The 21,120-nt window shown below is 71.5% G+C and carries 22 protein-coding genes; 11 read left to right on the top strand and 11 right to left on the bottom strand.

Annotated features, from left to right (window positions below; all coding sequences use genetic code 11):
- The first annotated feature begins 106 nt into the window (after window positions 1-106).
- On the top strand, window positions 107-1,168 hold the full coding sequence (locus ACFZA0_RS07065; RefSeq protein ID WP_391012633.1) for an ABC transporter substrate-binding protein: 1,062 nt from the start codon (window positions 107-109) through the stop codon (window positions 1,166-1,168).
- A 135-nt stretch (window positions 1,169-1,303) separates the two neighbouring features.
- On the opposite strand, the gene ACFZA0_RS07060 is transcribed toward ACFZA0_RS07065, so the two are convergent.
- Window positions 1,304-2,836 carry a DHA2 family efflux MFS transporter permease subunit gene (locus tag ACFZA0_RS07060; protein ID WP_391012630.1) on the bottom strand — a complete coding sequence of 511 codons (1,533 nt, stop codon included), beginning with the start codon at window positions 2,834-2,836 and terminating at the stop codon, window positions 1,304-1,306.
- A 90-nt stretch (window positions 2,837-2,926) separates the two neighbouring features.
- Between ACFZA0_RS07060 and ACFZA0_RS07055 the strand changes: the two genes are divergently transcribed.
- From ACFZA0_RS07055 to ACFZA0_RS07045, 3 genes are all read left to right on the top strand, one after another.
- Entirely contained in the window at window positions 2,927-3,577 is a 651-nt protein-coding gene (locus ACFZA0_RS07055) for a TetR/AcrR family transcriptional regulator C-terminal ligand-binding domain-containing protein (RefSeq protein ID WP_391012627.1), read from the top strand.
- A 102-nt stretch (window positions 3,578-3,679) separates the two neighbouring features.
- Complete coding sequence (locus tag ACFZA0_RS07050; protein ID WP_391012624.1) at window positions 3,680-4,063, top strand: VOC family protein; 384 nt, start codon at window positions 3,680-3,682, stop codon at window positions 4,061-4,063.
- Window positions 4,064-4,153: 90 nt separating this feature from the next.
- Window positions 4,154-4,831, top strand: coding sequence for a hypothetical protein (locus ACFZA0_RS07045; RefSeq protein ID WP_391012621.1), 678 nt, complete (start codon window positions 4,154-4,156; stop codon window positions 4,829-4,831).
- A 127-nt stretch (window positions 4,832-4,958) separates the two neighbouring features.
- On the opposite strand, the gene ACFZA0_RS07040 is transcribed toward ACFZA0_RS07045, so the two are convergent.
- Together ACFZA0_RS07040 and ACFZA0_RS07035 are read right to left on the bottom strand one after the other, a co-directional pair.
- Window positions 4,959-6,167 (bottom strand): serine hydrolase, encoded by a 1,209-nt coding sequence (locus tag ACFZA0_RS07040; RefSeq protein WP_391012618.1) that lies wholly within the window; start codon window positions 6,165-6,167, stop codon window positions 4,959-4,961.
- 385 nt (window positions 6,168-6,552) lie between these two features.
- The gene (locus ACFZA0_RS07035) at window positions 6,553-7,188 is read right to left on the bottom strand and encodes a hypothetical protein (protein ID WP_391012615.1); all 636 of its coding nucleotides are present in this window, start codon (window positions 7,186-7,188) and stop codon (window positions 6,553-6,555) included.
- 317 nt (window positions 7,189-7,505) lie between these two features.
- On the opposite strand from ACFZA0_RS07035, the gene ACFZA0_RS07030 reads away from it, so the two are divergent.
- From ACFZA0_RS07030 to ACFZA0_RS07015, 4 genes are all read left to right on the top strand, one after another.
- Window positions 7,506-8,681 (top strand): 4-hydroxybenzoate 3-monooxygenase, encoded by a 1,176-nt coding sequence (locus ACFZA0_RS07030; RefSeq protein ID WP_391013523.1) that lies wholly within the window; start codon window positions 7,506-7,508, stop codon window positions 8,679-8,681.
- Window positions 8,682-8,782: 101 nt separating this feature from the next.
- On the top strand, window positions 8,783-10,480 hold the full coding sequence (locus ACFZA0_RS07025; protein ID WP_391012613.1) for a methyltransferase: 1,698 nt from the start codon (window positions 8,783-8,785) through the stop codon (window positions 10,478-10,480).
- A 293-nt stretch (window positions 10,481-10,773) separates the two neighbouring features.
- Window positions 10,774-11,346 carry a dihydrofolate reductase family protein gene (locus ACFZA0_RS07020; protein ID WP_391012611.1) on the top strand — a complete coding sequence of 191 codons (573 nt, stop codon included), beginning with the start codon at window positions 10,774-10,776 and terminating at the stop codon, window positions 11,344-11,346.
- A gap of 222 nt (window positions 11,347-11,568) precedes the next feature.
- The gene (locus tag ACFZA0_RS07015) at window positions 11,569-11,904 is read left to right on the top strand and encodes a WhiB family transcriptional regulator (protein ID WP_391012609.1); all 336 of its coding nucleotides are present in this window, start codon (window positions 11,569-11,571) and stop codon (window positions 11,902-11,904) included.
- A 61-nt stretch (window positions 11,905-11,965) separates the two neighbouring features.
- Here ACFZA0_RS07015 and ACFZA0_RS07010 read toward each other — a convergent pair whose 3' ends face one another.
- The 6 genes from ACFZA0_RS07010 to ACFZA0_RS06985 all read right to left on the bottom strand — a co-directional run bounded on the left by ACFZA0_RS07010 (window position 11,966) and on the right by ACFZA0_RS06985 (window position 16,541).
- Window positions 11,966-12,757, bottom strand: a complete 792-nt coding sequence (locus tag ACFZA0_RS07010) for a VWA domain-containing protein (protein WP_391012606.1) — start codon at window positions 12,755-12,757, stop codon at window positions 11,966-11,968.
- Between the two features lie 60 nt (window positions 12,758-12,817).
- Window positions 12,818-13,138 (bottom strand): hypothetical protein, encoded by a 321-nt coding sequence (locus tag ACFZA0_RS07005; protein WP_391012603.1) that lies wholly within the window; start codon window positions 13,136-13,138, stop codon window positions 12,818-12,820.
- Window positions 13,139-13,440: 302 nt separating this feature from the next.
- On the bottom strand, window positions 13,441-14,268 hold the full coding sequence (locus ACFZA0_RS07000; protein WP_391012601.1) for a glycoside hydrolase domain-containing protein: 828 nt from the start codon (window positions 14,266-14,268) through the stop codon (window positions 13,441-13,443).
- A gap of 217 nt (window positions 14,269-14,485) precedes the next feature.
- On the bottom strand, window positions 14,486-15,466 hold the full coding sequence (locus ACFZA0_RS06995) for a pyridoxal-phosphate dependent enzyme (RefSeq protein ID WP_391012598.1): 981 nt from the start codon (window positions 15,464-15,466) through the stop codon (window positions 14,486-14,488).
- A 37-nt stretch (window positions 15,467-15,503) separates the two neighbouring features.
- Entirely contained in the window at window positions 15,504-15,827 is a 324-nt protein-coding gene (locus ACFZA0_RS06990; protein ID WP_391012595.1) for a DUF6191 domain-containing protein, read from the bottom strand.
- Between the two features lie 135 nt (window positions 15,828-15,962).
- Window positions 15,963-16,541, bottom strand: coding sequence for a TetR family transcriptional regulator (locus ACFZA0_RS06985; RefSeq protein ID WP_391012593.1), 579 nt, complete (start codon window positions 16,539-16,541; stop codon window positions 15,963-15,965).
- An 88-nt stretch (window positions 16,542-16,629) separates the two neighbouring features.
- On the opposite strand from ACFZA0_RS06985, the gene ACFZA0_RS06980 reads away from it, so the two are divergent.
- The 3 genes from ACFZA0_RS06980 to ACFZA0_RS06970 all read left to right on the top strand — a co-directional run bounded on the left by ACFZA0_RS06980 (window position 16,630) and on the right by ACFZA0_RS06970 (window position 19,330).
- Window positions 16,630-17,511, top strand: a complete 882-nt coding sequence (locus tag ACFZA0_RS06980; protein WP_391012590.1) for an NAD-dependent epimerase/dehydratase family protein — start codon at window positions 16,630-16,632, stop codon at window positions 17,509-17,511.
- Window positions 17,512-17,747: 236 nt separating this feature from the next.
- A complete protein-coding gene (locus tag ACFZA0_RS06975; RefSeq protein WP_391012588.1) occupies window positions 17,748-18,155 on the top strand; it encodes a DUF2809 domain-containing protein in 408 nt (135 codons plus the stop codon).
- A 224-nt stretch (window positions 18,156-18,379) separates the two neighbouring features.
- Window positions 18,380-19,330 carry a hypothetical protein gene (locus ACFZA0_RS06970; protein WP_391012586.1) on the top strand — a complete coding sequence of 317 codons (951 nt, stop codon included), beginning with the start codon at window positions 18,380-18,382 and terminating at the stop codon, window positions 19,328-19,330.
- Window positions 19,331-19,459: 129 nt separating this feature from the next.
- Here ACFZA0_RS06970 and ACFZA0_RS06965 read toward each other — a convergent pair whose 3' ends face one another.
- Together ACFZA0_RS06965 and ACFZA0_RS06960 are read right to left on the bottom strand one after the other, a co-directional pair.
- The gene (locus ACFZA0_RS06965; protein WP_391012583.1) at window positions 19,460-20,683 is read right to left on the bottom strand and encodes a DUF6745 domain-containing protein; all 1,224 of its coding nucleotides are present in this window, start codon (window positions 20,681-20,683) and stop codon (window positions 19,460-19,462) included.
- Between the two features lie 59 nt (window positions 20,684-20,742).
- The gene (locus ACFZA0_RS06960) at window positions 20,743-21,069 is read right to left on the bottom strand and encodes a hypothetical protein (RefSeq protein ID WP_391012581.1); all 327 of its coding nucleotides are present in this window, start codon (window positions 21,067-21,069) and stop codon (window positions 20,743-20,745) included.
- Window positions 21,070-21,120 lie beyond the last annotated feature (51 nt).

Here is a 21,120-nt window from a genome sequence, read left to right as displayed (position 1 = left end):
ACCGAATGCACCGAATGCACCGAACGCACCGGGCGGATCGAGCACGCCGGGTGAGTCGGACGAGTCGAGGGGTCTGGACGGTGTACCCGTCAGCGGCGGAGCCGGGATGGGCATCGGCGTCCTCGTGCCGTTGTCCCGACCCGGCTGGGTCGAGGCCGGACAACACCTGCTGGCCGGTTTGGAGTTGGCCGTCCACGAGGTCAACAAGTCGGGTGGGGTGGCCGGAAGGCCGCTGGAACTGGTGGTCAGGGACACGGCCGCCGATCCGGCCGGAGCCGTTGCGGCCGTGGACGAACTGGCCCAGCGGGGTGTGGTCGCGGTGGCGGGGGAGTACCACAGCGTCGTGGCCCGCGCCGTCGCCGCCAGGGCGGACGCTCTCGGTCTGCCCTTCCTCTGCTCGTCGGCGGTGCTCGACGCCCTCACCGACCGGCCGAGGGACCTGGTCGCTCGCATCGCTCCCGCGCAGTCCCACGGCTGGCGGATCTACGCCGACTTCCTCCTCGCCGCCGGGCATCGTCGCACAGCCGTGGCAGTCGCTCCGAGTGTCTACTGGTCGTCCGGGATCCGAGTCCTGCGGGACCACCTCCTTCCGCGCGGTGGCAGCGTCGTCGAACTGGACGCTGCGACGCTCGCGCCAACGGCCCTGTGCGACCGACTCGTCGAGAGCGGCGCGACAGCCCTCCTGCTGCTCGTCGGCCATCCGGAGCCGGCGGTGTCGATCGTCAGGTCCGTCCGCCGGGACCCGCGCCTTGCCGACGTGTTGATCGGTGCTCCGGCGGGGCAGCCGGAGTTCGCCGAGTGGGCGTCCTCGCTGGGCGAGTACGGTGCCGCGGTCCCGTTCCTGCGTTATCTGCCCGAATGCTTCGGCCCCCTTGGTGTCCAAGTGGAACGGGCCTTGCGTGAACGGCTGGGCACGGCACCCTCCTTCGTCGCTTTCGAGGGCCACGACACCGTCATGGTCCTCGCCGAAGCGCTGCGCTCCTCCGGAGCGTGCGGGGCGGGGGATGCGGGGTTCTGGTCGCGTGCGGCGGTCGAAGGCACCCGTGGGCGGATCGAGTTCACCTCCGCTTCGGGAATCGGCGTTCGGCAGTGGGTGTGGGCGCCGGTCCAGGTCGTCGGCCGCGATCCCGCTGCTCCCGACAACTTCCGCGTGCTCCACTCGGGTTGAGAGTGCGCGGTGATCGGCGCCGGTCGGCAGCCATGCACCGCCTGCCGCCTGCCGCCTGCCGCCTGCCGCCTGCCGACCGGCGGCTGGTGACCCGAAGGGAGCGGGCGGGCCGCTCCAACAACCAACCACGGGGCCCTACTTCACTTCGGTGACCTCGACCGGAGCAGGGGGAGCCGGGGGAGCGGCGGCCCTCGCCGCGGCGGCGTGTACCTGTGCCCGCCCCGGCAGCCACACGCACAGGGCCGTCGCGACGAGCGAGAAGCCCGTCGCCCACCAGAACGCGGTATGGAAGCCGGACACGAGCGCGCCCTCGCCGGTGCCGGAGACCGACCGTTCGAGCACGACCGCGAGCACGGCGGTGCCGAACGAGCCGCCGATCTGCTGCGTGGTGCGTGTCAGCACGCTTGAGTGCGGGATCTGGGAGCGATCGAGTCCTACGTACGCTGCGGTCATGACCGGCATGGTCACGGCGCCGAGCCCGATACCGCGGATCAGCAGCCACAGCGCGAGCAACCGGCCGTCGCTCGCCGCATCGACGAAGGAGAACGGCACGGTGGCCGCCGCGACGACGAGAAACCCGACGACAGCGATCGACCGCGCTCCGACGCGGTCGGTGAGCGGCCCGACGATCTGCCGGCTGACCAGGGTGCCCACCCCCTGCGGGACGAGCATCAGCCCGGCGCTCAGCGCGCTCACGCCGCGGACCTCCTGGTAGTACAGCGGCAGCAGAAGCATCGCCCCGTACAGGGAGAAGCCCGACAGGAACAGCACGGAGGACGACGAGCCGACCGAGCGCGCGGTGAGCAGCCGTACGTCCACGAGCGGGTCGCGGTGGCGCAGTGCGTAGCGGGTGAACGCGACGAGGAGGACGACACCGACGGTGAGGGGTGCGACGACGTCGGTGTGCCCGAACCCGTCGGCGGAGCCGGCGTTGGAGAGGCCGAGGATCACCGCTGCGATGCCGGGAGCGAGCAGTGCGAGTCCACGCACGTCGAGCCTGGGCCGCGTGGCGCCGGCCGAGGGGGCCGGGGGTGCGTCGTCGGCGAGGTGGCGGCCCGCGAGGATCAGCCCGGCCACGCAGAACGGTACGTTCACCCAGAACATGAAACGCCAGTTGAGGTCGGTGATGATCGCGCCGCCGACGAGCGGTCCGAGGATCGGCCCGAACAGCGCGGGCAGCGCGACCCAGGTCGTCGTACGCCCCAGTGCCCGGCCGCCCGCCGCCTGCATGATGAGCGTCGTCATCACCGGCAGCATCAACCCTCCGCCGAGGCCCTGCACGACACGCCAGCCGATGAGTGAGCCGGCGTTCCACGCGAGGCTCGATCCGACGGAGCCCACGAGGAAGACCGTGAGGGCGGCCATCCACACACGCTTGCCGCCGAAGCGGGCCAGCGCCCAGGTGCTGAGCGGAACCGCCACGCCGAGGGCCAGCATGTAGCCGGTGCTCACCCACTGGATCGTCGAGACCGAGGTGTGGAGGCCGACGGCCAGCTCGTGCAGCGCGACGCTGACGATCGTCGTGTCGAAGACGACAGCCAGGGCCCCGACGACCAGGATCAGCGCGGTCCTCAGTACCTGCGGATCGACCTTGTCGGGGGCCGGTGCTCTGGCCGGTGCCGCCCCTCCGGCACCGCGCGCCCCGTTCGCGCTCCTGTCCCCGGACATCGCACCCCTCCATTAAGAGTCGAATCCATTCCTTACTGCGAGCGTAGGACGTCCTGGCGAAGGAATGCAAGGCTCTCTTATCCTGGAGGCATGACGAGCGAGCACGCCGCGCCCACGGCAACGACGGCCCCCCACGTCGTCAGGCGCCGACGCAGAGGGGCCGAACTCGAACACGCCCTCCTCACCGCGGCCTGGGAGGAACTGGCTGAGGCCGGTTTCGCGAAGCTGACGATGGAGTCGGTCGCTGACCGCGCGGCGACCGGGGTCGCCGTCCTCTACCGCCGCTGGGCGAACAAGAACGCCCTCGTGCTCGCGGCGATCCGCCACTACGGCGACAGCCACCCGGTCGAGATCCCGGACACCGGCAACCTGCGCGACGACATGGTCGCGCTGCTCCAGAACGTCAACGCCGGGCGGCTTGAACTCGCCACGATCGCGGGGGCGACGTTCGCGGGTCTCCACGACAGCGCCGGTCTCACCCCGGAGGACGTCCGCGTCGCCCTGACCGCCAAGAGCCCGGCTCGTTCCGATGTGGTGTTCCAACGCGCCCATGAAAGAGGCGAGTTGGACCGTACGAGGATCCCGCAGGCCATCCTGGAACTGCCCTTCCAACTGGTGCGCCACGACATCCTCATGACCCTGCGGCCGATCCCTCCCGAGCGGATCCGCACGATCGTGGACGACATCTTCTGGCCGCTCATCACCGGGCTGAACGCGCTCGACGCCGAGCCGGAGGGCTGACGGCGCGAACCGGACGGCCCGGCCGGACGGAGCCGATCCGCTCACGGCGGACCGGCGGTTGAAGGCCCGTCGCCGCGCGCCTCCGGATGACAGGATGGGCGCATGGAACGTGTGCTGGGAATCGGCGGGTACTTCGTGCGGGCGGCCGACCCCGCGGCCCTGACGGCTTGGTACCGCGACTGCCTCGGGCTGGACGCGGACGACAACGGACTGTGGCTTCAGGAGGCCGGGCCGACGGTGCTCGCGGCGTTCGAGTCCGACACCGACTACCTCGGAGCGCGCGCCCAGCAGACCATGCTCAACTTCCGTGTCCGTGACCTCGATGCCATGCTCGCCCAACTCCGCGTCAGGGGTGCGGACGTGGCTGAGGAGACACAGGACGTGGCGGGCGTCGGCCGGTTCGGCTGGGTCACCGATCCCGAGGGCAACCGCGTCGAGCTGTGGCAGCCCGAGCGCGACGGGACGGCCGGGAGCGAGACCCGCTGAGCGCCGGCCGGACGGAGGAGTCCGGCCGCGCTACCGGAAGCCGCGTCCCTCGGCGGCCTCGCCTCTGATGATCGTTGATACGGTCCCGGCATGACGGACAACCAGGTACGGGAATCATCGAGCGGCCCGAGCAGTCCGGTCGCTGCGGCCGATGTGGAACTGGCCGTCCGCCTGGCGCTCACCGCGTTGCGCGGGGCGAGCGGCGCGGACTGGACCGTGAAGGCCGGGTCCCTGGAGTGGGACTGCTGGGAGACGGTCGAGCATCTCGCCGACGACCTGTTCTCCTACGCGGCCCAACTGGGCCCGGCGAGCCCGCCGTCGGACACGGATGTCCCGTTCGCGTGGAGCCGCAAGAGACCGGGCGGTCCGGCGAACGCCGTCTTCGCGGACCGCGAGGCGGGCCCCGCCGGTCTGCTGCAAGTGCTGGACGCCTGCGGGGCGTTGCTGACGGCGATCGTGAGTACCAAGGCGCCCACCGTCCGGGCACACCACATCTTCGGCCGGGCCGACCCCGAGGGGTTCGCCGCGATGGGCGTCGTCGAGACGCTGGTGCACACCCACGACGTCGCCGCGGGCCTCGGTGTCGACTGGACACCGCCGGCCGACCTCTGCGACCGCGTACTGGTCCGGCTCTTTCCCGACGCCCCGACCGACACCGAACGGTGGCCGACCCTCCTCTGGGCCACCGGCCGAGGGGAACTCACCGGTCGTCCGCGCCGCACGGAGTGGCGCTGGTACGGAACACCTGACGGTGACCAGGAGCGGTAGTCGAAACCCCACGTGAGCGCAGCGCTCCGAGGGAACACGGGGGAGACGCGCCGAACCTCCGCCCGGCGGTGTGTCCGTAGGACGTCGCCGGGCGGAGGTTCGTCAACTCGGGTCTTTGCAACGCCTGTTACGCCGGGGGAGCGGTCGCCGAGCCGTCGTAGACGTTCTTCGGGGTGATGACCTGGGTGATGGCCCTGGCGAGGAGCGTGGACGGTTCCTGGCCCTGCGTCGTCGAGTCCGTGTTGATCATGAGCACCAGGGTCGCCTTCTTCGAGGGAAGGTAGACGGTCACGGTCTCGTAGCCCGGGATGGAACCGTTGTGTCCGATCCACCCGTTGGTCTTGAGGATGCCGAGTCCGTAGGTGGTGCCGGGAAAGCCGGTCGGCAGTGTCCTGAGCCGCTGCGCCTGCGTCGCGGGGCTGAGCAGTTGTCCCGTGGCGACCGACCGCGCCCAGTGGTGCAGGTCCTCCAGGTTGGAGATCATCGCCCCGGCCGCCCAGGCCCAACTCGGGTTCCAGTCGGTGGAGTCCGCGGTCGCGCCGGTCAGTGTCTGGTTGGTGTAGCCCTGGGGGTGCGGCTGCGGGAACTCGCTGCCCTTCGGGAAGAGCGTGTGGCGCAGATGGGCCGGGCGCAGCACGCGCTCGTGGATGAAGTCGGCGAGCGGCCGGCCGCTGACCTTCTCGATCACCAGCCCGAGCAGGACGAAGTTGGAATTGTTGTACAGGAACTGCTTGCCCGGCGCGGAGACGTTCTTGTGCTTGTAGCCGTAGGCGAGCAGCTCCCGCGGGGTGAACGTCCGCATCGGGTCGCTGAGCAGGTCGTGCTCGAAGTCCGCGTCGGCGCTGTACGGGAACAACCCGCTGCGCATCTCGGCGAGTTGGCGCAGCGTGATCCGGTCACCGTTCGGAACGCCGCGGACGTAGGCGGAGATCGGGTCGTCGAGCCCGATCCGCTTCTCGTCGACGAGTTCCAGCAACGCGGTGGCGGTGAAGGTCTTGGTCTCGCTGCCGATCCGGACGTAGGAGTCGGCGGCCATCGGCTCGCGGGTGGCCGTGTTGGCGACGCCGGTGGCACGGACGTAACACCCCTTGCCCTCCATCCACACCCCGGCGACGACACCCGGAATTCCGGCCTGCCGTCGTACGTCCCTGATCGTCTTGTCGAGGCGGGCGGTCAGCTCGGGGCCGAGGCCGTCCGGCGGGCAGTGGTCGTGGTGGTGGCGGCGGTCCATGGCCGCGGCGTGCACACTCGGGGCGGGAACCACGATGGTCGGGGCCAGTACGGACGCCGCGAACAGCGTCGCGGCGAACAGTCGGCGGTAGTGGGTGCGTCGCACGTCGGGCCACCTCTTCCAGGTCTCGGATTGCGGACGCAACATCACCATCGGGATCCTTCGGGGCAGGTCCCTCCCCCTCCGTGTCCGGGGGAGACCACTCGTTCGGCCGGAGAACGGGGAGGCCGGATCGGTCGGCGGGTGTTCCGGCAGGGGCACGCGCCCTCGCCGGCAGGATGCGGCCACGGATCCTTCGACGGCGGTTCAGGAACCGTGGGAGCGCAGGCGGGCCCGGGACCGTGACGGGCTGCGGGAGTTGCCGGCCGGGGCATGGTGGCGGAGTGGCGGGCGGGCCCGGTCGAGCCGTTGTGAAGGAGTCGTGCGGTCGACGGCCCGTGTGCCGAGCGCCAGGCGCGCCGGGATCGGTGTCCGCCCTCGGCGTCCGGCCTCAGCGGGTGGAACGCGGGGTCCCGCCGGTGCCCAGGCCCTGCCGGACCGCGGGGGAGGCGGCGAAGTCGGCGAGGGCGAGGAAGTCGTTCTCGCGCAGTCCGATGCGGGGGTTGACGTGATGCAGCAGCCAGGGACCGTCGTGGTGGGCGTTCACGTACGCGTGATCGAGTTCGCTCTGCTCGTCGTCCACCCAGGCGAAGGGCCGACCGGCCGCGAAGTCCACGAGCGGGCCGGTCTTCCAGTGGACTCCGTCCGGACGCTCCCGGAGCAGCGCGCCGCCGAAGTCGACGAAAGGCAGGTCCGGGAGACCCAGCACCGGGGCGATCGTCCGGTTGGCCTCCGCCATCCACGTCGTGGCCCAGCAGAGTTCGTAGCCGAGGCGCAGGAGTGGCTGTCCGTGGTCCGGGTAGAGCCAGAGGCGCAAGTGCCTTCTGTTTCCCCGAAGTTCACCGAACACGGCATCGGGTCGGGGAATCCTGAGCGTTGGCCAACCCGCGGGCCGTCTCTCCGGCTGCGCCGCGTAGGGATTGAGCGGCCCGTCGACGTCGAGGAACAGCAGCGGCCTCGACGGCCGCCGTTGGGCACGGTCGAGCTCTTCCTCGACGATGCGATCCGCGGCTGCTTCCTCGGTCATGAGTGCAGCATCCCATCGCCGGAGGGGAGTTGGCGGCGTCGCCCCGACGGGACGCCGCGCCGCGGGTGTTCGCGAGACCGGACCGGGAGCCGCCCGACGTCACGTGACGGCACGGCCGCACCTCGGGACTCGGCCCCGGCGCCCCGAGGGTGACGGAACTTCCGCCGTCCGGCAGGGCGATATCGGCACGTCGTGGCAGGTGTGGACTGCGTGCCTCCATGGTTCCGGGCATTCAGGTGATTCTTGTCCGATCCGTCACTTGTCTTCACCTACCATCCCATCTCGTGACTGAAGGGCAGAACTGCGGAGCGGCCGATGTGGTCGTTCTCGGCGCCGGACCGGCCGGGCTCGTGCTCGGCAACCTCCTACAGGACAGCGGGATCGACTGCGTCATTCTGGAGCGTGCCGAACGCGCGCATGTCGAGACGCGGGCACGCGCCGGATTCCTCGCGGCCAACACCGTACGGATTCTGGAGGAGCACGGCCTGGCGGACGGGTTGCGCCGACGCGGACAGCCCCACAGCACTTGCGAGTTCCGCACCGCGGACGGCAGGTTCCGGCTGGAGTACAGCGAACTCGGGCTGGGCGAGCGGCACACCGTGTATCCCCAACAGGAGCTTGTCACCGACCTGTTGAAGCGATTCCTGGACGTCGGCGGGCGCGTCCGCTTCGGTACCGAGGCAGTGGCCGTCCACGACACCGAGACCGACCGGCCCTCGGTGACAGTGCGCGAGGCCGACGGCCGGCCGGGCCGCTGGCGGGCCCGGTACGTGGCCGGATGCGACGGGCGCCACGGCGCGGCCCGGCGATCGTTGCCGCCCGGCTCGGTGCGCCGGCACCACTGCGACCACGGGGTGACCTGGCTCGGGCTGCTCGCCGAGGCGCCGCCCAGCCTCGACGCGGTCGGATACGCGGTGCACGAGCGGGGCTTCGCCGGCCACATGGCACGGACCAGCGAGATCACCCGCTACTACGTGCAGTGCGAGCGCGGCACACCCGCGGACGCGTGGTCCGAGGACCGCATCTGGGACGAACTGGACCTGCGGATGCGGGCGAAGGAGTACGGCCCGCTGCACCGCGGCAGCGTCGTACAGCGAGCCGTCGTCGACCTGGAGTCCGACGTGCTGGAACCGCTGCGCCACGGCTCGCTGTTCCTGGCCGGAGACGCCGCGGCCCTCATCAGCCCGTCCGCGGCGAAGGGCGCCAACCTCGCGGTCCTGGAAGCGTCGATCCTCGCTCCCGCCCTGGCCGCGGACCTCGTCCACGGCGACTCCGGGCGGCTCGACGCCTACTCCGCGCGGTGCCTGGAGCACATCTGGCGGGCGCAGGAGTTCTCGCACTGGATGATCGGGCTGCTGCACGGCCCGCCGGGCGCGTCGGGCCCGGAAGGCGAATCGCTTTTCCAGACCGCCCTGCGGCGCTCCCGCATCAACTCGCTGCGCACCTCGCGCAGTCGGCAGGACTGGTTCGCCGAGCACTACGTCGGCGTGTGAGTCCCGCCGGTCCCCGTGGCCCTCCGGTCGCGCCCGGCCGTCCCCTCCGCGCCACCTTGCCCGCCACTCGAACTGCCCATCTCCGAATGAGGATTCCCCTGATGATCACGACTCTGTCGGGCGACACGACCCGCCTGCGCAGGACGGTCGACTTCGTGAAGGAGCAGGACACCGCCACACTGCTCCCGCTCCTGCTGCCCGGGGTCGACGGCCCGGAGCTGCGGGCTCTCGCGGAACGCTGCCGCTTCTCCCACGCGGCACTGCTCGTCTTCCCGTCCGGCGACGACGAGTTGAACGCGACACTCGACGACTGCGGCCTCGCCGTCGTCGAGCCCGCGCGGCCGAGCGTCGTCGTACGCGACCGGCTGGCCCTGCGGTACCGCCGGCCGGCGGCGGACCTCGACGTCCGTATCCTGCGCCCTCCGGTACAGGGACGTGACGGCGCGCGGCGCATGGTCGAGGTGTTCGCACTGACCGTCGCCCCGGGCTCGGAGCTGGACCCGATCGCCGCCCAGGAACGTGAGTCGCAGAGCGAGGCACACGTCGCCTTCGACGTCACAGCCCCCGACCCGCTGGTGCTGCGTGGGCTGTGCGCGACCTTCGCCCGCTACGGGGCGGTCCCCGACGGCGGCGGCTACAACCCCCACGAGAACGGCACGGTCTTCTACTTCGGCCTGCCGGCCGACACCAAGGCCGGATACAGCAGGGTCGAGCTGTACGTCCCCGGTGACCACCGCGACGTACTGGCCGCCCACCTCGACGAGCACCGCGCACGACAGCCCGCCGAAACGCTCCTGCGCCTGCTGACCGGAGCATGGACGACGCAGGCGCTCGCCGCCTTCACCGAACTCGGGGCACCCGACGCCCTGGACGGCGAACGAGGAACCCACCCGGCCGAGTTGGCGCGAATCACCGGTGCCGAGCCTCGGAACCTGGCGACGCTGCTGCGCTATCTCACGATGCTGGGCGCGGTGACCGAAGCACACGACGGCTTCCGCCTCACCGAGGTGGGCGCGCTGCTGCGCACGAACGCCCCTGTTTCGATGCGGGCGTTGGCGCTGATGTACGGCGGCCCCTTCTACCGGTCCTTCGCCGGGCTCGGGCACACCGTGCGCACCGGGCAGGTCGCCTTCGAGCACGTCTTCGGCGAGAACCACTTCGACCACTTCGCCCGGGACCCCGAACTGGCGGAACTCTTCGACCAGTCCATGGCGGCCGGTTCCGCCATGTTCGACCCGCTGCCGCTGCACCCGGCACTCACCCGCGCCGCCGAGGCCCCCGACGGCGCCACGGTCGTCGACGTCGCGGGCGGCAACGGAGAACTCCTCGGCCGTCTCCTCGACGCGCATCCCCGCCTGCACGGCGTCCTGTTGGAGCGCCCGCACGCCGTCGAAGCAGCCCGGCACCGGCTCGAACAGGCAGGCCACGGCGCGCGCTGCGCCTTCGTGGAGGGCGACTTCGCGGACCTGCCGGACAACGGCGACGTCTACGTCCTGTCCCGGATCCTGCACGACTGGGACGACGAGCGCTGCCGCGAGATCCTGCGCCACTGCGCCCGCGCGATGCCCGACAGCGCCGACCTGCTCGTCGTCGAACGGCTGCTGCCCACCGACGGCTCGTTCTCCCTGGCCACGGCCTGGGACCTGCACATGATGTGCAACGTCGGCGGGCAGGAACGTCAAGTCGGCCACTACGGCCGCCTGTTCACCGACGCGGGCCTGACCCTGGTGAGCCGGACGTCGTTGCCCCTGGACGGCCACGTACTGCACGTGCGGAAGGCGGGGTCGCCCCTCGACTGATGGGCGGGCCCGCCACGGACGGTGCACGGCGGAGCGCCGACAGGCGGGCGAGTGTGGGTGATCCGCGGTCTCCCGGAGACATCCATGACGCGTACAACCGACGTGGCCCGGCCGCACACGGGCTACGTAGAGTACGGAACGAGGCCTCGCGCGAGCCGCCGCGGACCCGTCCGGCCGGGCACCGCAAGAGGATCGCGTCCGGCGGCGCGGTGTCCCGGACCCGCACCGTGGTGGTGCCCCCTTACCCGACACGCGCCCAGGGCCGTCCGACACCCACAGAGGAAGAGCACCCCATGCGCACCGTGATCAGTACCGCCTTCATCTCTCTCGACGGTGTCGTGGAGGCCCCCGGCGGTGAGCCCGGTTACCGCAACTCGGGCTGGACGTTCAAGGACATCGCCTTCGTGCCCGAGGCGTTCGAGATCAAGGGACGCGAGCAGGAGGAGTCCACGGCAGTCCTGCTGGGCCGCGCGAGCTACGAGGCGTTCAGTCCCGTGTGGCCGGACATGGCGGAGTTCGCCCACTACAGGACGCTGCCGAAATACGTCGTGTCCACCACCCTCACCGAGGACGAACTCGTCTCCGACTGGGGCGACACCACCATCCTCCGCTCCCTCGACGACGTCGCCGCGCTCAGGGACACCGACGGCGGCCCGATCATCGTCCACGGCAGCGCGCGGCTGAACCACGCCCTGTCGGACGCCGGCCTGATCGACCGTTACCACCTCCTGGTCTTCCCGCTGCTCCTCGGAGCGGGGAAGCGCCTGTTCTCGGCCACGGACAAGGACACGCAGCGGCTCAGGCTCGTGGAACACGAGGCGTACTCCAACGGCCTCCAGAAGAACGTCTTCGACGTCCTCCACTGAGGGAGGAGCGGAGCCCCCTGGCGTAACCGGCGCCGCAGCAGGCCACGTTGCGGGGCGGGGCACTGGAGATGAACTCCGTGCCCCGTTTCTGTCAACAGGCCTGTCACTCGAAGGGATTGCTTCAGGGGGAGGGATCTTCGTTGTCGTCCGACTGCCGTACGGTCTGCCCATCGCCTCCTTGTACGAAGGTGGGCGGGCCGAGGGAGAGGACGGCACTGGGGGATGACCGCTGGCAGCGACGACTGGGCGACACGAGCGGCTTGCCGTGCCGCCGATCCCGACGAGCTTTTCGTGGAGGGCGCGGCGCAGAATCGCGCGAAGGCGGTCTGCGGCGGCTGCCCGGTCCGCACGGAGTGTCTGTCGCACGCTCTCGACGGCCGTATCGAGCACGGCATTTGGGGAGGGATGACGGAGCGTGAGAGGCGCGGGCTGCTGCGGCGAAGGCCGACGGTCACGTCCTGGCGGGTCCTGCTGGAGACCGCGCGCGCGGAGCACGACCGGCGGGGCCGGGGCGGCGGGCGGTCCGACGACGCCGTCCGCCTGCCGAGGACCGGCTGAACGAGGCCCGGAGCAGCGGCTGTTGTGCACCGCGTCGTCGTGGCCGGCCCGTGCCGCGCGGCTACACGATGCCCGCGGTGCGGGCCGCGGCGAGCCAGTCGGGGAACTCCTGGAGAAGCCGGTCGAAGAGCACGTCGTCGTCGACGGCCAGCGGACTGCGGCCGGCGTGGAAGAAGCCGGCGTTGTCGACGACGCGGTGAGCGGGAACCGCGAGCGAGTCGAGCTTGCGCAGGAACGCGAACTCGTTGTCGGCGGGGTCACCGAAGCCGATGAACTGCCAGAACAGCGGCAGACGGGCGGACTTGCACAGGTAGCGTTCGGCGGCCGGCCGGCTGGTGGGACCACCGTCCGTCTGGAAGATCACCAGGGCGGGGGCGTCACTGCCGGAGTCGATGTAGTGGTCGATGACCGCGTCCATCGCCCAGTGGTAGTTCGTACGCCCCATGTGCCCCAGGTTCTCGTGCAACTTGTTGATGCGGCCTCGGTGCCCGCCGAGCCTGAGATCGGTGGATCCGTCGACGTCGGTGGAGAAGAAGATCACCGGTACCGTGCCGTCGTCGTCGAGGTGGGCGGACAGTGTCAGTACTTGCTCGGCGAGGTGCTGCACGGTGCCGTCCGCGTAGTACGGCCGCATGGAGCCCGAGCGGTCCAGCACGAGATACACCGCGGCGCGCACCCCTTCCAGTCCGTGACGGCGGACACCGGCGCCGGCTGACTTGTAGAGGTTCACCAGGTCGGGGGCCCGCTCCCGCACCTTGGACAGGCTGACGGCGGACGTGCGTTCAGTGCGGTTGGTCTCGATCACCCCCACAGCATGGTCCGAACCGGACGTCCCGACCTGCGGTTTGCTCATTTCGTCCGGGGAGGGCGGGAGGTGTCGGGGCGAGTCGGCCGCGCAGGGTCCCGTGCCGGGTCAGGGCCACGCGGCGACTGTCGCCTCCATCAGGCTGGGGAAGGTCCGGAAGGCGGCCGCGGTTCCGGTCACCTCGAAGGTGCGGGCCACGTAGGCGCTCAGCGGTCCGGACAGCCAGGGGCGCGGCCTGCCGCAGTGCCCCGGCTTGAACAGTTCGTAGAGCAGATCCGCGCCCATGAAGCCGACACCGGACAGATCGACGACCACCGGCTTGCCGCAACGCCCCGCCACCTCAAGGGCGATGCCCACCAACTCCAAGTCTCTTGCCTCTTCGACGTCCCCCTTCAGGAGGACGACGTACATGTGCGTCCATTCAGACATCAGATCGATCGGACTGCGCATCGATCCGGAATTCGGATCCATGTCCCCATGCTCCCGCTGACCGGCGTGCCGGGTGCGGAAAGCCGGCTACCGGACGGCCTCAGCAGGGGGCGTACGCCAGCTCGGCACGTAGTCCATTCGAGCCGCGCACGCCCCTCCGTTCCCTCACGGCGGAGACAACCCCTGGTCAGGCCCGCTTGACCGCTCGACCTCGACCGCTCTCCTCGGCGACACCAGCAGGCGCGAGCCGGTGTCGTGGACGCCGTCGGACCGCGAAGTGCCGCTGATACGTGTGTTGTTGGTCAGCCGACGATGGCGACCGGCGCGTCCCAGGCGTCGCGGTCGACCGTGATCGTGTAACCGCCGCGGGTCTCCTTGCTGTTGACCATGTACTGGTGGGCGCGGCTGTGGTCGGTGTACAGCTTCTTGTCCCAGGGCCAGTCCGTGGTCGTGGTGTTCTTCTTGTCCCACAGGGCGTACCAGAGGTTGCCCGGGAGATCCGTGCGGTTCGTGGCTGTGGCGATCGCCTTCGCGCTGGAGCTGCTGAAGCCGTAGTAGCCGCCGCGGTAGGTCTTCGCGCGGAGCGTCTTGCTGAAGGAGCGCACGTAGGTGAGGACGGCGTCGTTGCACGCCTTGTTGGTGATGTCGTACGCCTCCATGTCCAGGTAGACGGGGCTGCCGGGCTTCATGCCGAGCGCGGCGGCCTTCGCGACGGCGTCCTTCGCGTTGGCGGCACCCACGGAGGCCGCGGTGGAGGCGGTGAACCTCTCGTGGTTCGCGCTCGTCTGGCAGGGCGGCTGGGCGCCGACGTAGAGGGGGATGAGCTTCCAGCCGGCGGCGCTGACCGACTTCACCCAGGACGCCGTGAGGTTGGGCTGGTTGCAGCCGCGGTTCTTGCCCCCGACGTACACGGCGGCGGCCCCGTAGAAAGTGGTCCCCCATGCCTTCATCGCGGCGAGCGACGGCGCCGTGCACGTGTCGAACGCGCGGCCCGTGTACGTCTTCTGCGCGGGCCAGCTGGTGGCCGCCATGGACGTCTGCGCGGTGATCCCCGCACCTGCGAGGACCGCGGCACCCGCGGTCCCCCACGCGATGTAGCGGCCTCTCTTGGACAAACGGTGTCTGGACATCCCCGCCCCGTTTCTGCTCGCGGTCCGGTGGCCGGCCCGCTTCCGATGGCCTTCGAGCGTCATCCCGTGCGTACGGCGGCCAGGTTGAAGGCCACTGCCACCGCTGCCTGTCGGCTGCTGGTCCGGACAGCGCGACCGCTCGAAGTGCTCGCACCCTATCCCGGGGCAGCGGGCAGGGAATCGGGGCCCCGGCCGGGGGACGATCCGCGGCCCGGTGTCACGGTCCGCCGTCGAGAGAGCCGCCCATCCATCGGCGGTGGGCGTGCGCGTCGACGTTGCTGCCGCACACGATGGTGACGACGTGACGGCCGGCGAAACGGTCCCGGTCTTCCAGGACCGCCGCGACGCCCAGGGCCGCCGAGGGTTCCACGACGAGGCCGGCGTGGTCGTGGAGCATCCGCATGCCCTCGACGATCGACCTCTCCCGCACCAGGACGGCATCGTCGGCGACCAGCAGCAAGTCGTCGAGGACGGCCGGGATGGGATGCCGTCCCGCGACACCGTCGGCGATGGTGACGGCGGAGTCGGTGCTGACGACGCGGCGCTCGCGCCAGGAGCGGGTCATCGCCGGTGCGCCCGACGGCTGGACGCAGATCACTTCCACCCCGGGAGCCATGGCCCGCATCACGTGACCCACGCCCGTGGCCAGCGCACCACCGCCGAGCGCGATCAGTACGGCGTCGAACGGGGCCGTCGCGTCCGCCAGTTCGAGTCCGATGGTCGCCGCGCCCTCGCAGGTCTCGATGTCCAGGCTGTCCTCCAGCAGCCGGACGCCGTCGTGCCGTGCGACGGCCGCCGCCCGCTCCCGAGCCGCCTCGTGGTCACCGTCCACGAGCTCCAGCGTGGCGCCCAGCGCCCGGATGCGGTCCAGCTTGGCCGCGGTCGCGAAGCGGGACGCCACGACGGTCACGTGAAGCCCCCGGCCGCGGCCGGACCAGGCGAGGGCCTGGCCGAGATTGCCGGCGCTGGCGCACACCACGTCCCGGGAGCCCTCCTCGGCGAGCGCACTCGCGACGATCTCGGTGCCCCGGGCCTTGAAGCTGCGCACCGGGTTCGCCGTTTCGAGCTTGATGCTCACCGCGCACCCGAGGCCGGGTTCCAGAGCCTCGCAGCGGTACAACGGGGTGTCGAGGAACACCGGGTCGATCACTCCGCGCGCCGCACGGATCCTTGCCGTGTCGAGACGTGTCTTCTGCACGACGCAGCAGGCTAGCGCCCGAACGGCGTGCCGCGGGCTACCTGTGCCCCGCCGGTGGCATCCGGACGACCGCGGTGCCGCCCGCGAGGTCCACGGTGGTCCGGTGCGGCGGTGCCCCGTCCTCCTCGTCGTCCCGCAGGAGGAGCGCGGACTGCCGCTCCTTCAACTCGCTCTGCTTGCCCGGGGAGAAGCTCGCGTGCAGTTGCTCGAACCCGGTGGCCGATATCTGCCCCTGCCGGGCGCCGTTACGCCAGGGCAGCATCCCCGCCCGCCCCGCGCGCAGGAGCAGTTGGTCCGCGAAGGCCACGACGGTCAGCACGATGACCAGTCCGGGCAGAGTCATGAAGACGGCGTATCCCATGGGCCCAGTATCCGGGGCGAGGCGGCGTCGCGGGAGGGAAGGTTCCGGGGACCCGCGGCGGCGCGCAACCAGGGCGCGGCGCCGGGCGGTTGAGGTGTGCGGCGAAGAGGCGGCCGTTCCGCTCGGGCCAACCGGTCAGCCCAGCGTGGCTGTTGCCGCGCGCAGCTCCTCCAGGGCCGCCAGCGCGTGGGGCGCGAGCCCGGCCGTGTCGCCGTCGCCGCTGTCGGACCAGTGCGCGTAACCCCGCTTGAAGGCGAGGACTCCCAGCTCGCCCGCGAGATGCGCCGTCGGTCCGGGCACGCCGCGCGCGACGAGCGCGGTCGTCATCGCGGCCGCGAGGCCGACGTTCTTGAGGGCGTCGCGCTCCTGGAGTTCCGTGCTGGCCGCGACGGCCGCCTTGAGGCGGGGGCCCAGTTCGCGGTTGGCCGGTCCCATGGCGCTCGACGCGCGTTCGAGACCGGCGGCCACCGCCTGGAGCGGCGTCGCGTTCGCGGGAGCCTCGGCGATGCCGTCGGCGAGCAGCCTGCTCAGCGTCTCCTGGCCGGCCACCAGCAGCTCGCGCTTGTCGGAGAAGTGCCGGAAGAAGGTGCTCTTCGTGACGCCGGCACGTTCGGCGATCTGCGTCACCGTCGTCGCGTCGTATCCCTGCTCGGTGAACAGGTCGACGGCCGCGACGACGAGTCGCATGCGTGCGTCTGGTTGCCATCTGGCCATGCCGCCAGGATAGGTGATGGGACCGTTGTCCCGTCATCCGGTGTAGATTGAGTGATGGGACAAAGGTCCCATCACTTGAGGAGAGATCATGCACGTCTTCGTGACCGGCGGTACGGGCACCATCGGCTCGGCCGTCGTCGCCGAACTTCTCGGCAACGGACACACCGTTCTCGCGCTCGCCCGCTCGGACCGCTCGGCACATGCCCTTGCGGAGGCCGGGGCCGAGGTGCTGCGGGGGGACCTGACGGACCTCGATGTCCTGCGCTCCGGCGCCGCGCGCTCCGAGGGCGTGATCAGCCTCGCCTTCGGGCGCGACTACAGCAGCCAGGACGCGCTCGCGCGGGCCATCGCGGAGGAGGGCGCGGCACTCGACGCGCTGGCGCGGGAACTGCTGGGCAGCGACCGCCCGATCGTCACGGTCTCGGGCACACCCTGGGTGCCGGGGCGCGCCTCCACCGAGGCGGACCCGCTGCCGACGGACGGACCGGTGGGCGGTCGCGGCCGTTCGGTCACGGCGCTGCTGGACCTCGCGGCGCGCGGACTGCGCAGTACGGCCGTCCGCATGCCCCGCACGGTCCACAACCGGGGCGAGGGCGGCTTCGCCGGTCTGCTGGTCGACGCGGCCCGCCGTACGGGGGTGGCCGGATACCCGGGTGACGGGACCCAGCGCTGGCCCGCCGTGCACGCACTCGACGCGGCGGTCCTGTTCCGCCTGGCGCTCGAATCGGCGCCGGGCGGCACGTCCTGGCACGCCGTCGCCGACGAGGGGGACAGGGTGCGGGACATCGCGACGGTCGTCGGCCGACGGCTGGGGCTGCCCGTCGAGGAGGTCCCGCAGGAGAACTTCGGTCCCTTCGGCCCGATCTTCGCCATGGACCAGCCCGCGTCCGGCGCCCACACCCGCGAGGCCCTGGGCTGGCAGCCGACGCACGCCGGCCTCCTCGCCGACCTGGAGAACATCCGGCCCTGAGCGGCCCCGGGTGTTCCCCGCCCCGGCGACCGCGCGGCGAAAGAGACCGGGGCCGGACGGCGCGGACGGTGTCCTGCGCGGGGGCCGGAGGGATGCCGAACTTCCCGCTGGCCAACTCCCGCCCCCGCACGTCCCGTTCCGCGAGGCGCTTTCTTGGGCCCGAGCCGGCCGGAGGCCGTCGAGCCTTCGTCGGGGCGCCGTGCGGCGGGCGCGGAGGGGCGCATAGGGTCTCCGGCATGGGGCCTGTCGCGCGTACTCGGACCGTCGCCTGCGCGGTGGCCGTCTTCACGGTCGCCGTCGGCGTGGGGGTCAGGGTCGCGATGGCGGGTGAGGTCGCCAAGTACGCGGGCGACGCGCTCTACACCGTTCTGGTGTACGTCCTCGTCGTGCTGATCGCTCCCAGGGTGCGGCCGCCGGTGGCCGCCGGCGTGGCACTGCTCTTCAGCACCGCGGTGGAGCTGTTCCAACTCACGCCGATCCCGGCGGAGTTGGCGCGGGAGAGCGTCGCGATGAGACTCGTCCTGGGCTCCACCTTCAACGCCCCCGATCTGCTCTGGTACGCGGCGGGCGCGGCCCTCTCCGCGCTCGTGCACACGGCGGCCGGCCGCTCGGCCGCGCGTACCGCCGGCGCGTCGGTCGAGTGACTCCGGCTCCACCCGGGTGTCGCGTCGACCGTTCCCGGCTCGGGCGGCCGGACGGAGCCGGTTTTTGATCTGTCCGGTAAGTGGCCTGTGCAACAAGGGAGTTGTCAGCACACTGAAGAGGCCCGTGCGGCGGCCGGTGAACGTGCTGTCGTCAGGGCTTCGAGTCGACGATGCATCGGGCGCCCTCGGGGGAGGGAGGCCCTTACGCAAAGGGGGATGCATCCATGCGCAGATCCATGGGACTTCGGCGGGCCTGGACGGGTGCGCTGGCGAGTCTGGTGATCGGTCTGGGTCTCACCGCCGCGCTTGCCCAGCCTGCCGCCGCGGCGAGCGGGACACCGAAGGCGGTCACCAAGTACAAACAGGTCAGTGCGGAGGGCGACTACGTCGGCCAGGGGCAGACGCTCTCCTACACGCCGGCGACGGCTGCCGTCACCGTCAGCGGCAACGTGGGCGACGCCCAGCTCTCCGTGTCGACCGACACCGACTGGTGGAACGTGGAGCTGGCGGCGCCGCAGGGCGAGACACTGCACCCGGGTGTCTACCGGAACGCCGAACGCGCCCCGCTCCGCACCGGCCGTTCGCCGGGACTCGACGTCTCCGGCAGCGGGCGCGGCTGCAACGAGGTCTTCGGTCAGTTCTCGATCAACCAGATCGAGACGGATCCGTCGACCGGCGCGATCACCCTGCTGGACGCCACCTACACCCAGCGATGCGAGAGCGCCACCGCGCCCACGCTCAAGGGAGTCGTCAAGTACCGTGCCTACCCCCTGAGTTACGCCTACACCAGCGACGCCGGCGACTACATCGGGGCGGGCGGCAAGGCCACCTACACCGGCTCGACCAGCACCTTCTCCGCCGGTCCGTACGGTGACGGTGTCCGGTACGCGGTCTCGGGCAAGCGGGACGACTGGTCGGCGACCCTCACCCCGCCCACCGGCGAACAGTTCGAGGTCGGCCGCACCTACCAGGCCGAGCGGTTCGCGAGCACCGGCACCGCGGGACTCGACGTGGACGGCGACGGACGGGGCTGCAACGCGGTGACCGGGGAGCTGACCGTCACGAAGCTGGGCCTGGACGCCGACGGCACCGTCAAGGCGTTCGCGGCCACCTTCGTCCAGCACTGCGAGGGCGGCGAGCCCGCACTGCACGGCACCATCCACTACTACGCCTGAGCGGAACCCGCGACCGCCCGTGACCGCACACCGGTAACCGCGGCTCGCGAAGACGTACGCACCGCGGCTGCCGGCCCCCGATCCGGGGGTGCCGGCAGCCGCGGTGCGTCTCGGCCCGGTCGCCGGCCCTCACGTCTCCCGCAGGGGCCGGTACGCCTGCTCCGACACCCCGAAGGTCCAGGCGACGCCCGCTCGCGCGGTGCGCGTCGTGGGCGGCACCCGCAGCCAGTACTTGCGGACACTGCCGTCCGGCTCCGGCGTGGAGTTGAGCACCTCCACCATGACCACCGGCTCGTCGCCGTCCAGGTCTATCCGCCACAGCGTTCCGGTCTCGTCGCGGTCGACGGGGTGGGCGCCCGAGTCCGTGAGGTAGCGGTCGTAGCCGTAGTGCTCCAGCATGACCCGGCGCAGTTCGGCGTTCTCCTCTGCCCTGATCCGGTCCGGTGTCAGCGTGGCCAGTTCGGCCAGGAAGGCGGCCGGGACCGGCATGCCGCGCCAGGCGCACAGCGCGAAGCCGTCCGGGTACGAGAGGGCGGGGCCGTCGCCGTTGTCCAACCGTCCCGCCTCGTCGCGGTGCAGGGCGTTCGGGCGTTCGCACACCACGGCCACCTTCGCGAACGGCCACCACCAGCCCGCGTTGCGGGCCACCTCGCCCAGCCCCGCCAGCGGCCCCCGGTCCGTCGGGAACGCGGCCAGCCAGGGCGCGTCGTGCTGCCCCAGCACGGCGTCCAGCAGGATCAGCGTCATCTCGGAACGCGCCCGGGAACGCTCCCGTCGCCCGGAGGCGTCGGTGCCGTCGGAGGACGCGGCGGCGGGGACGGCGCCCAGCAGGTCGTCGAGCACCCCCTGGCGTATCCGCTCCACCAGTGACCGCGTGGTCTCCCAGAGTCTCCCGCCGGTCGCGGACCAGTGTGCCGACCAGCCCGCCGCCCCCAACTCGGAGTACAGCCGCGCCCGTTCCCCGGCCCAGGGCGCGGTCCGCACCGCGTCCCGGACGCTCGGCCCGATGTCGGCCGTCCCCAGGACGAGCGTCACCGCCTCGCGCGGCGAACCGGCCCAGAGCACCCGCTCCGGTTCGGGAAGACCTGCCTGTCGGTAGGCCGCCCTGACACCCCTCTCGGCGGCCGCCCGGTCGGCGGGAGCGGTGTCCACGGAGCACGCCCGCCACGCCGCCGTGCTCCCGGGCCCGCCCGCGGGCCGGGCGGCCCCCCGGCTGCCCGACACCGCCGCACCTCCGGCGGCCTCCGTCTCCACCGCGGCCGGGTCCGTGACCCCGTCCGCGCCGTCGACCACGCCCGTCCCGCCCGTCGTGCTCATCGCGTCCACCACCGCACCCATCGTTCGCCCGCTCATTCCTTCGCGCTCTTCGCGCTCTTCGCGCCTTTTACGTCCTGCCGTCTCCGTGCCCGTGCTCAGTCCGCGACGATCCGTACGGATCCCGGCACGTACTCCCGCTGCCGGATCACGCGGAACCAGCCCTTCGGCAGGGCGATCGGTCCGTGTTCCTCGTGCACCACCCGGCCGCCCTGCGGCAGATGGAGCAGGAAGGGACCGAACGGCCCCTGCTCACGCACCAGTTCACCCGGCCCGACCACCGCGTGGGTGTGACCGGTTACCTCGCCCAGGGCCAGCACCAGCCGCCCCCGCCCGTCGCGCCGCTCCCGCGGCGCCGCCGCGACGTGCGACGGCACGGCCTCCTCCGCCAGCGGCACGATCAACACGTCTCCCTGCCGGTACACGGCACACCTCCGTCCGGCCGGCGTACCCGGCGCCGACCTCGTGCCACCGAC

It is taken from the genome of Streptomyces sp. NPDC008150, from assembly GCF_042956945.1.
Taxonomy (GTDB): domain Bacteria; phylum Actinomycetota; class Actinomycetes; order Streptomycetales; family Streptomycetaceae; genus Streptomyces.
The sequence above is the reverse complement of the archived record's forward strand: the minus strand, read 5'-3'. Positions and strand labels throughout refer to the sequence as shown.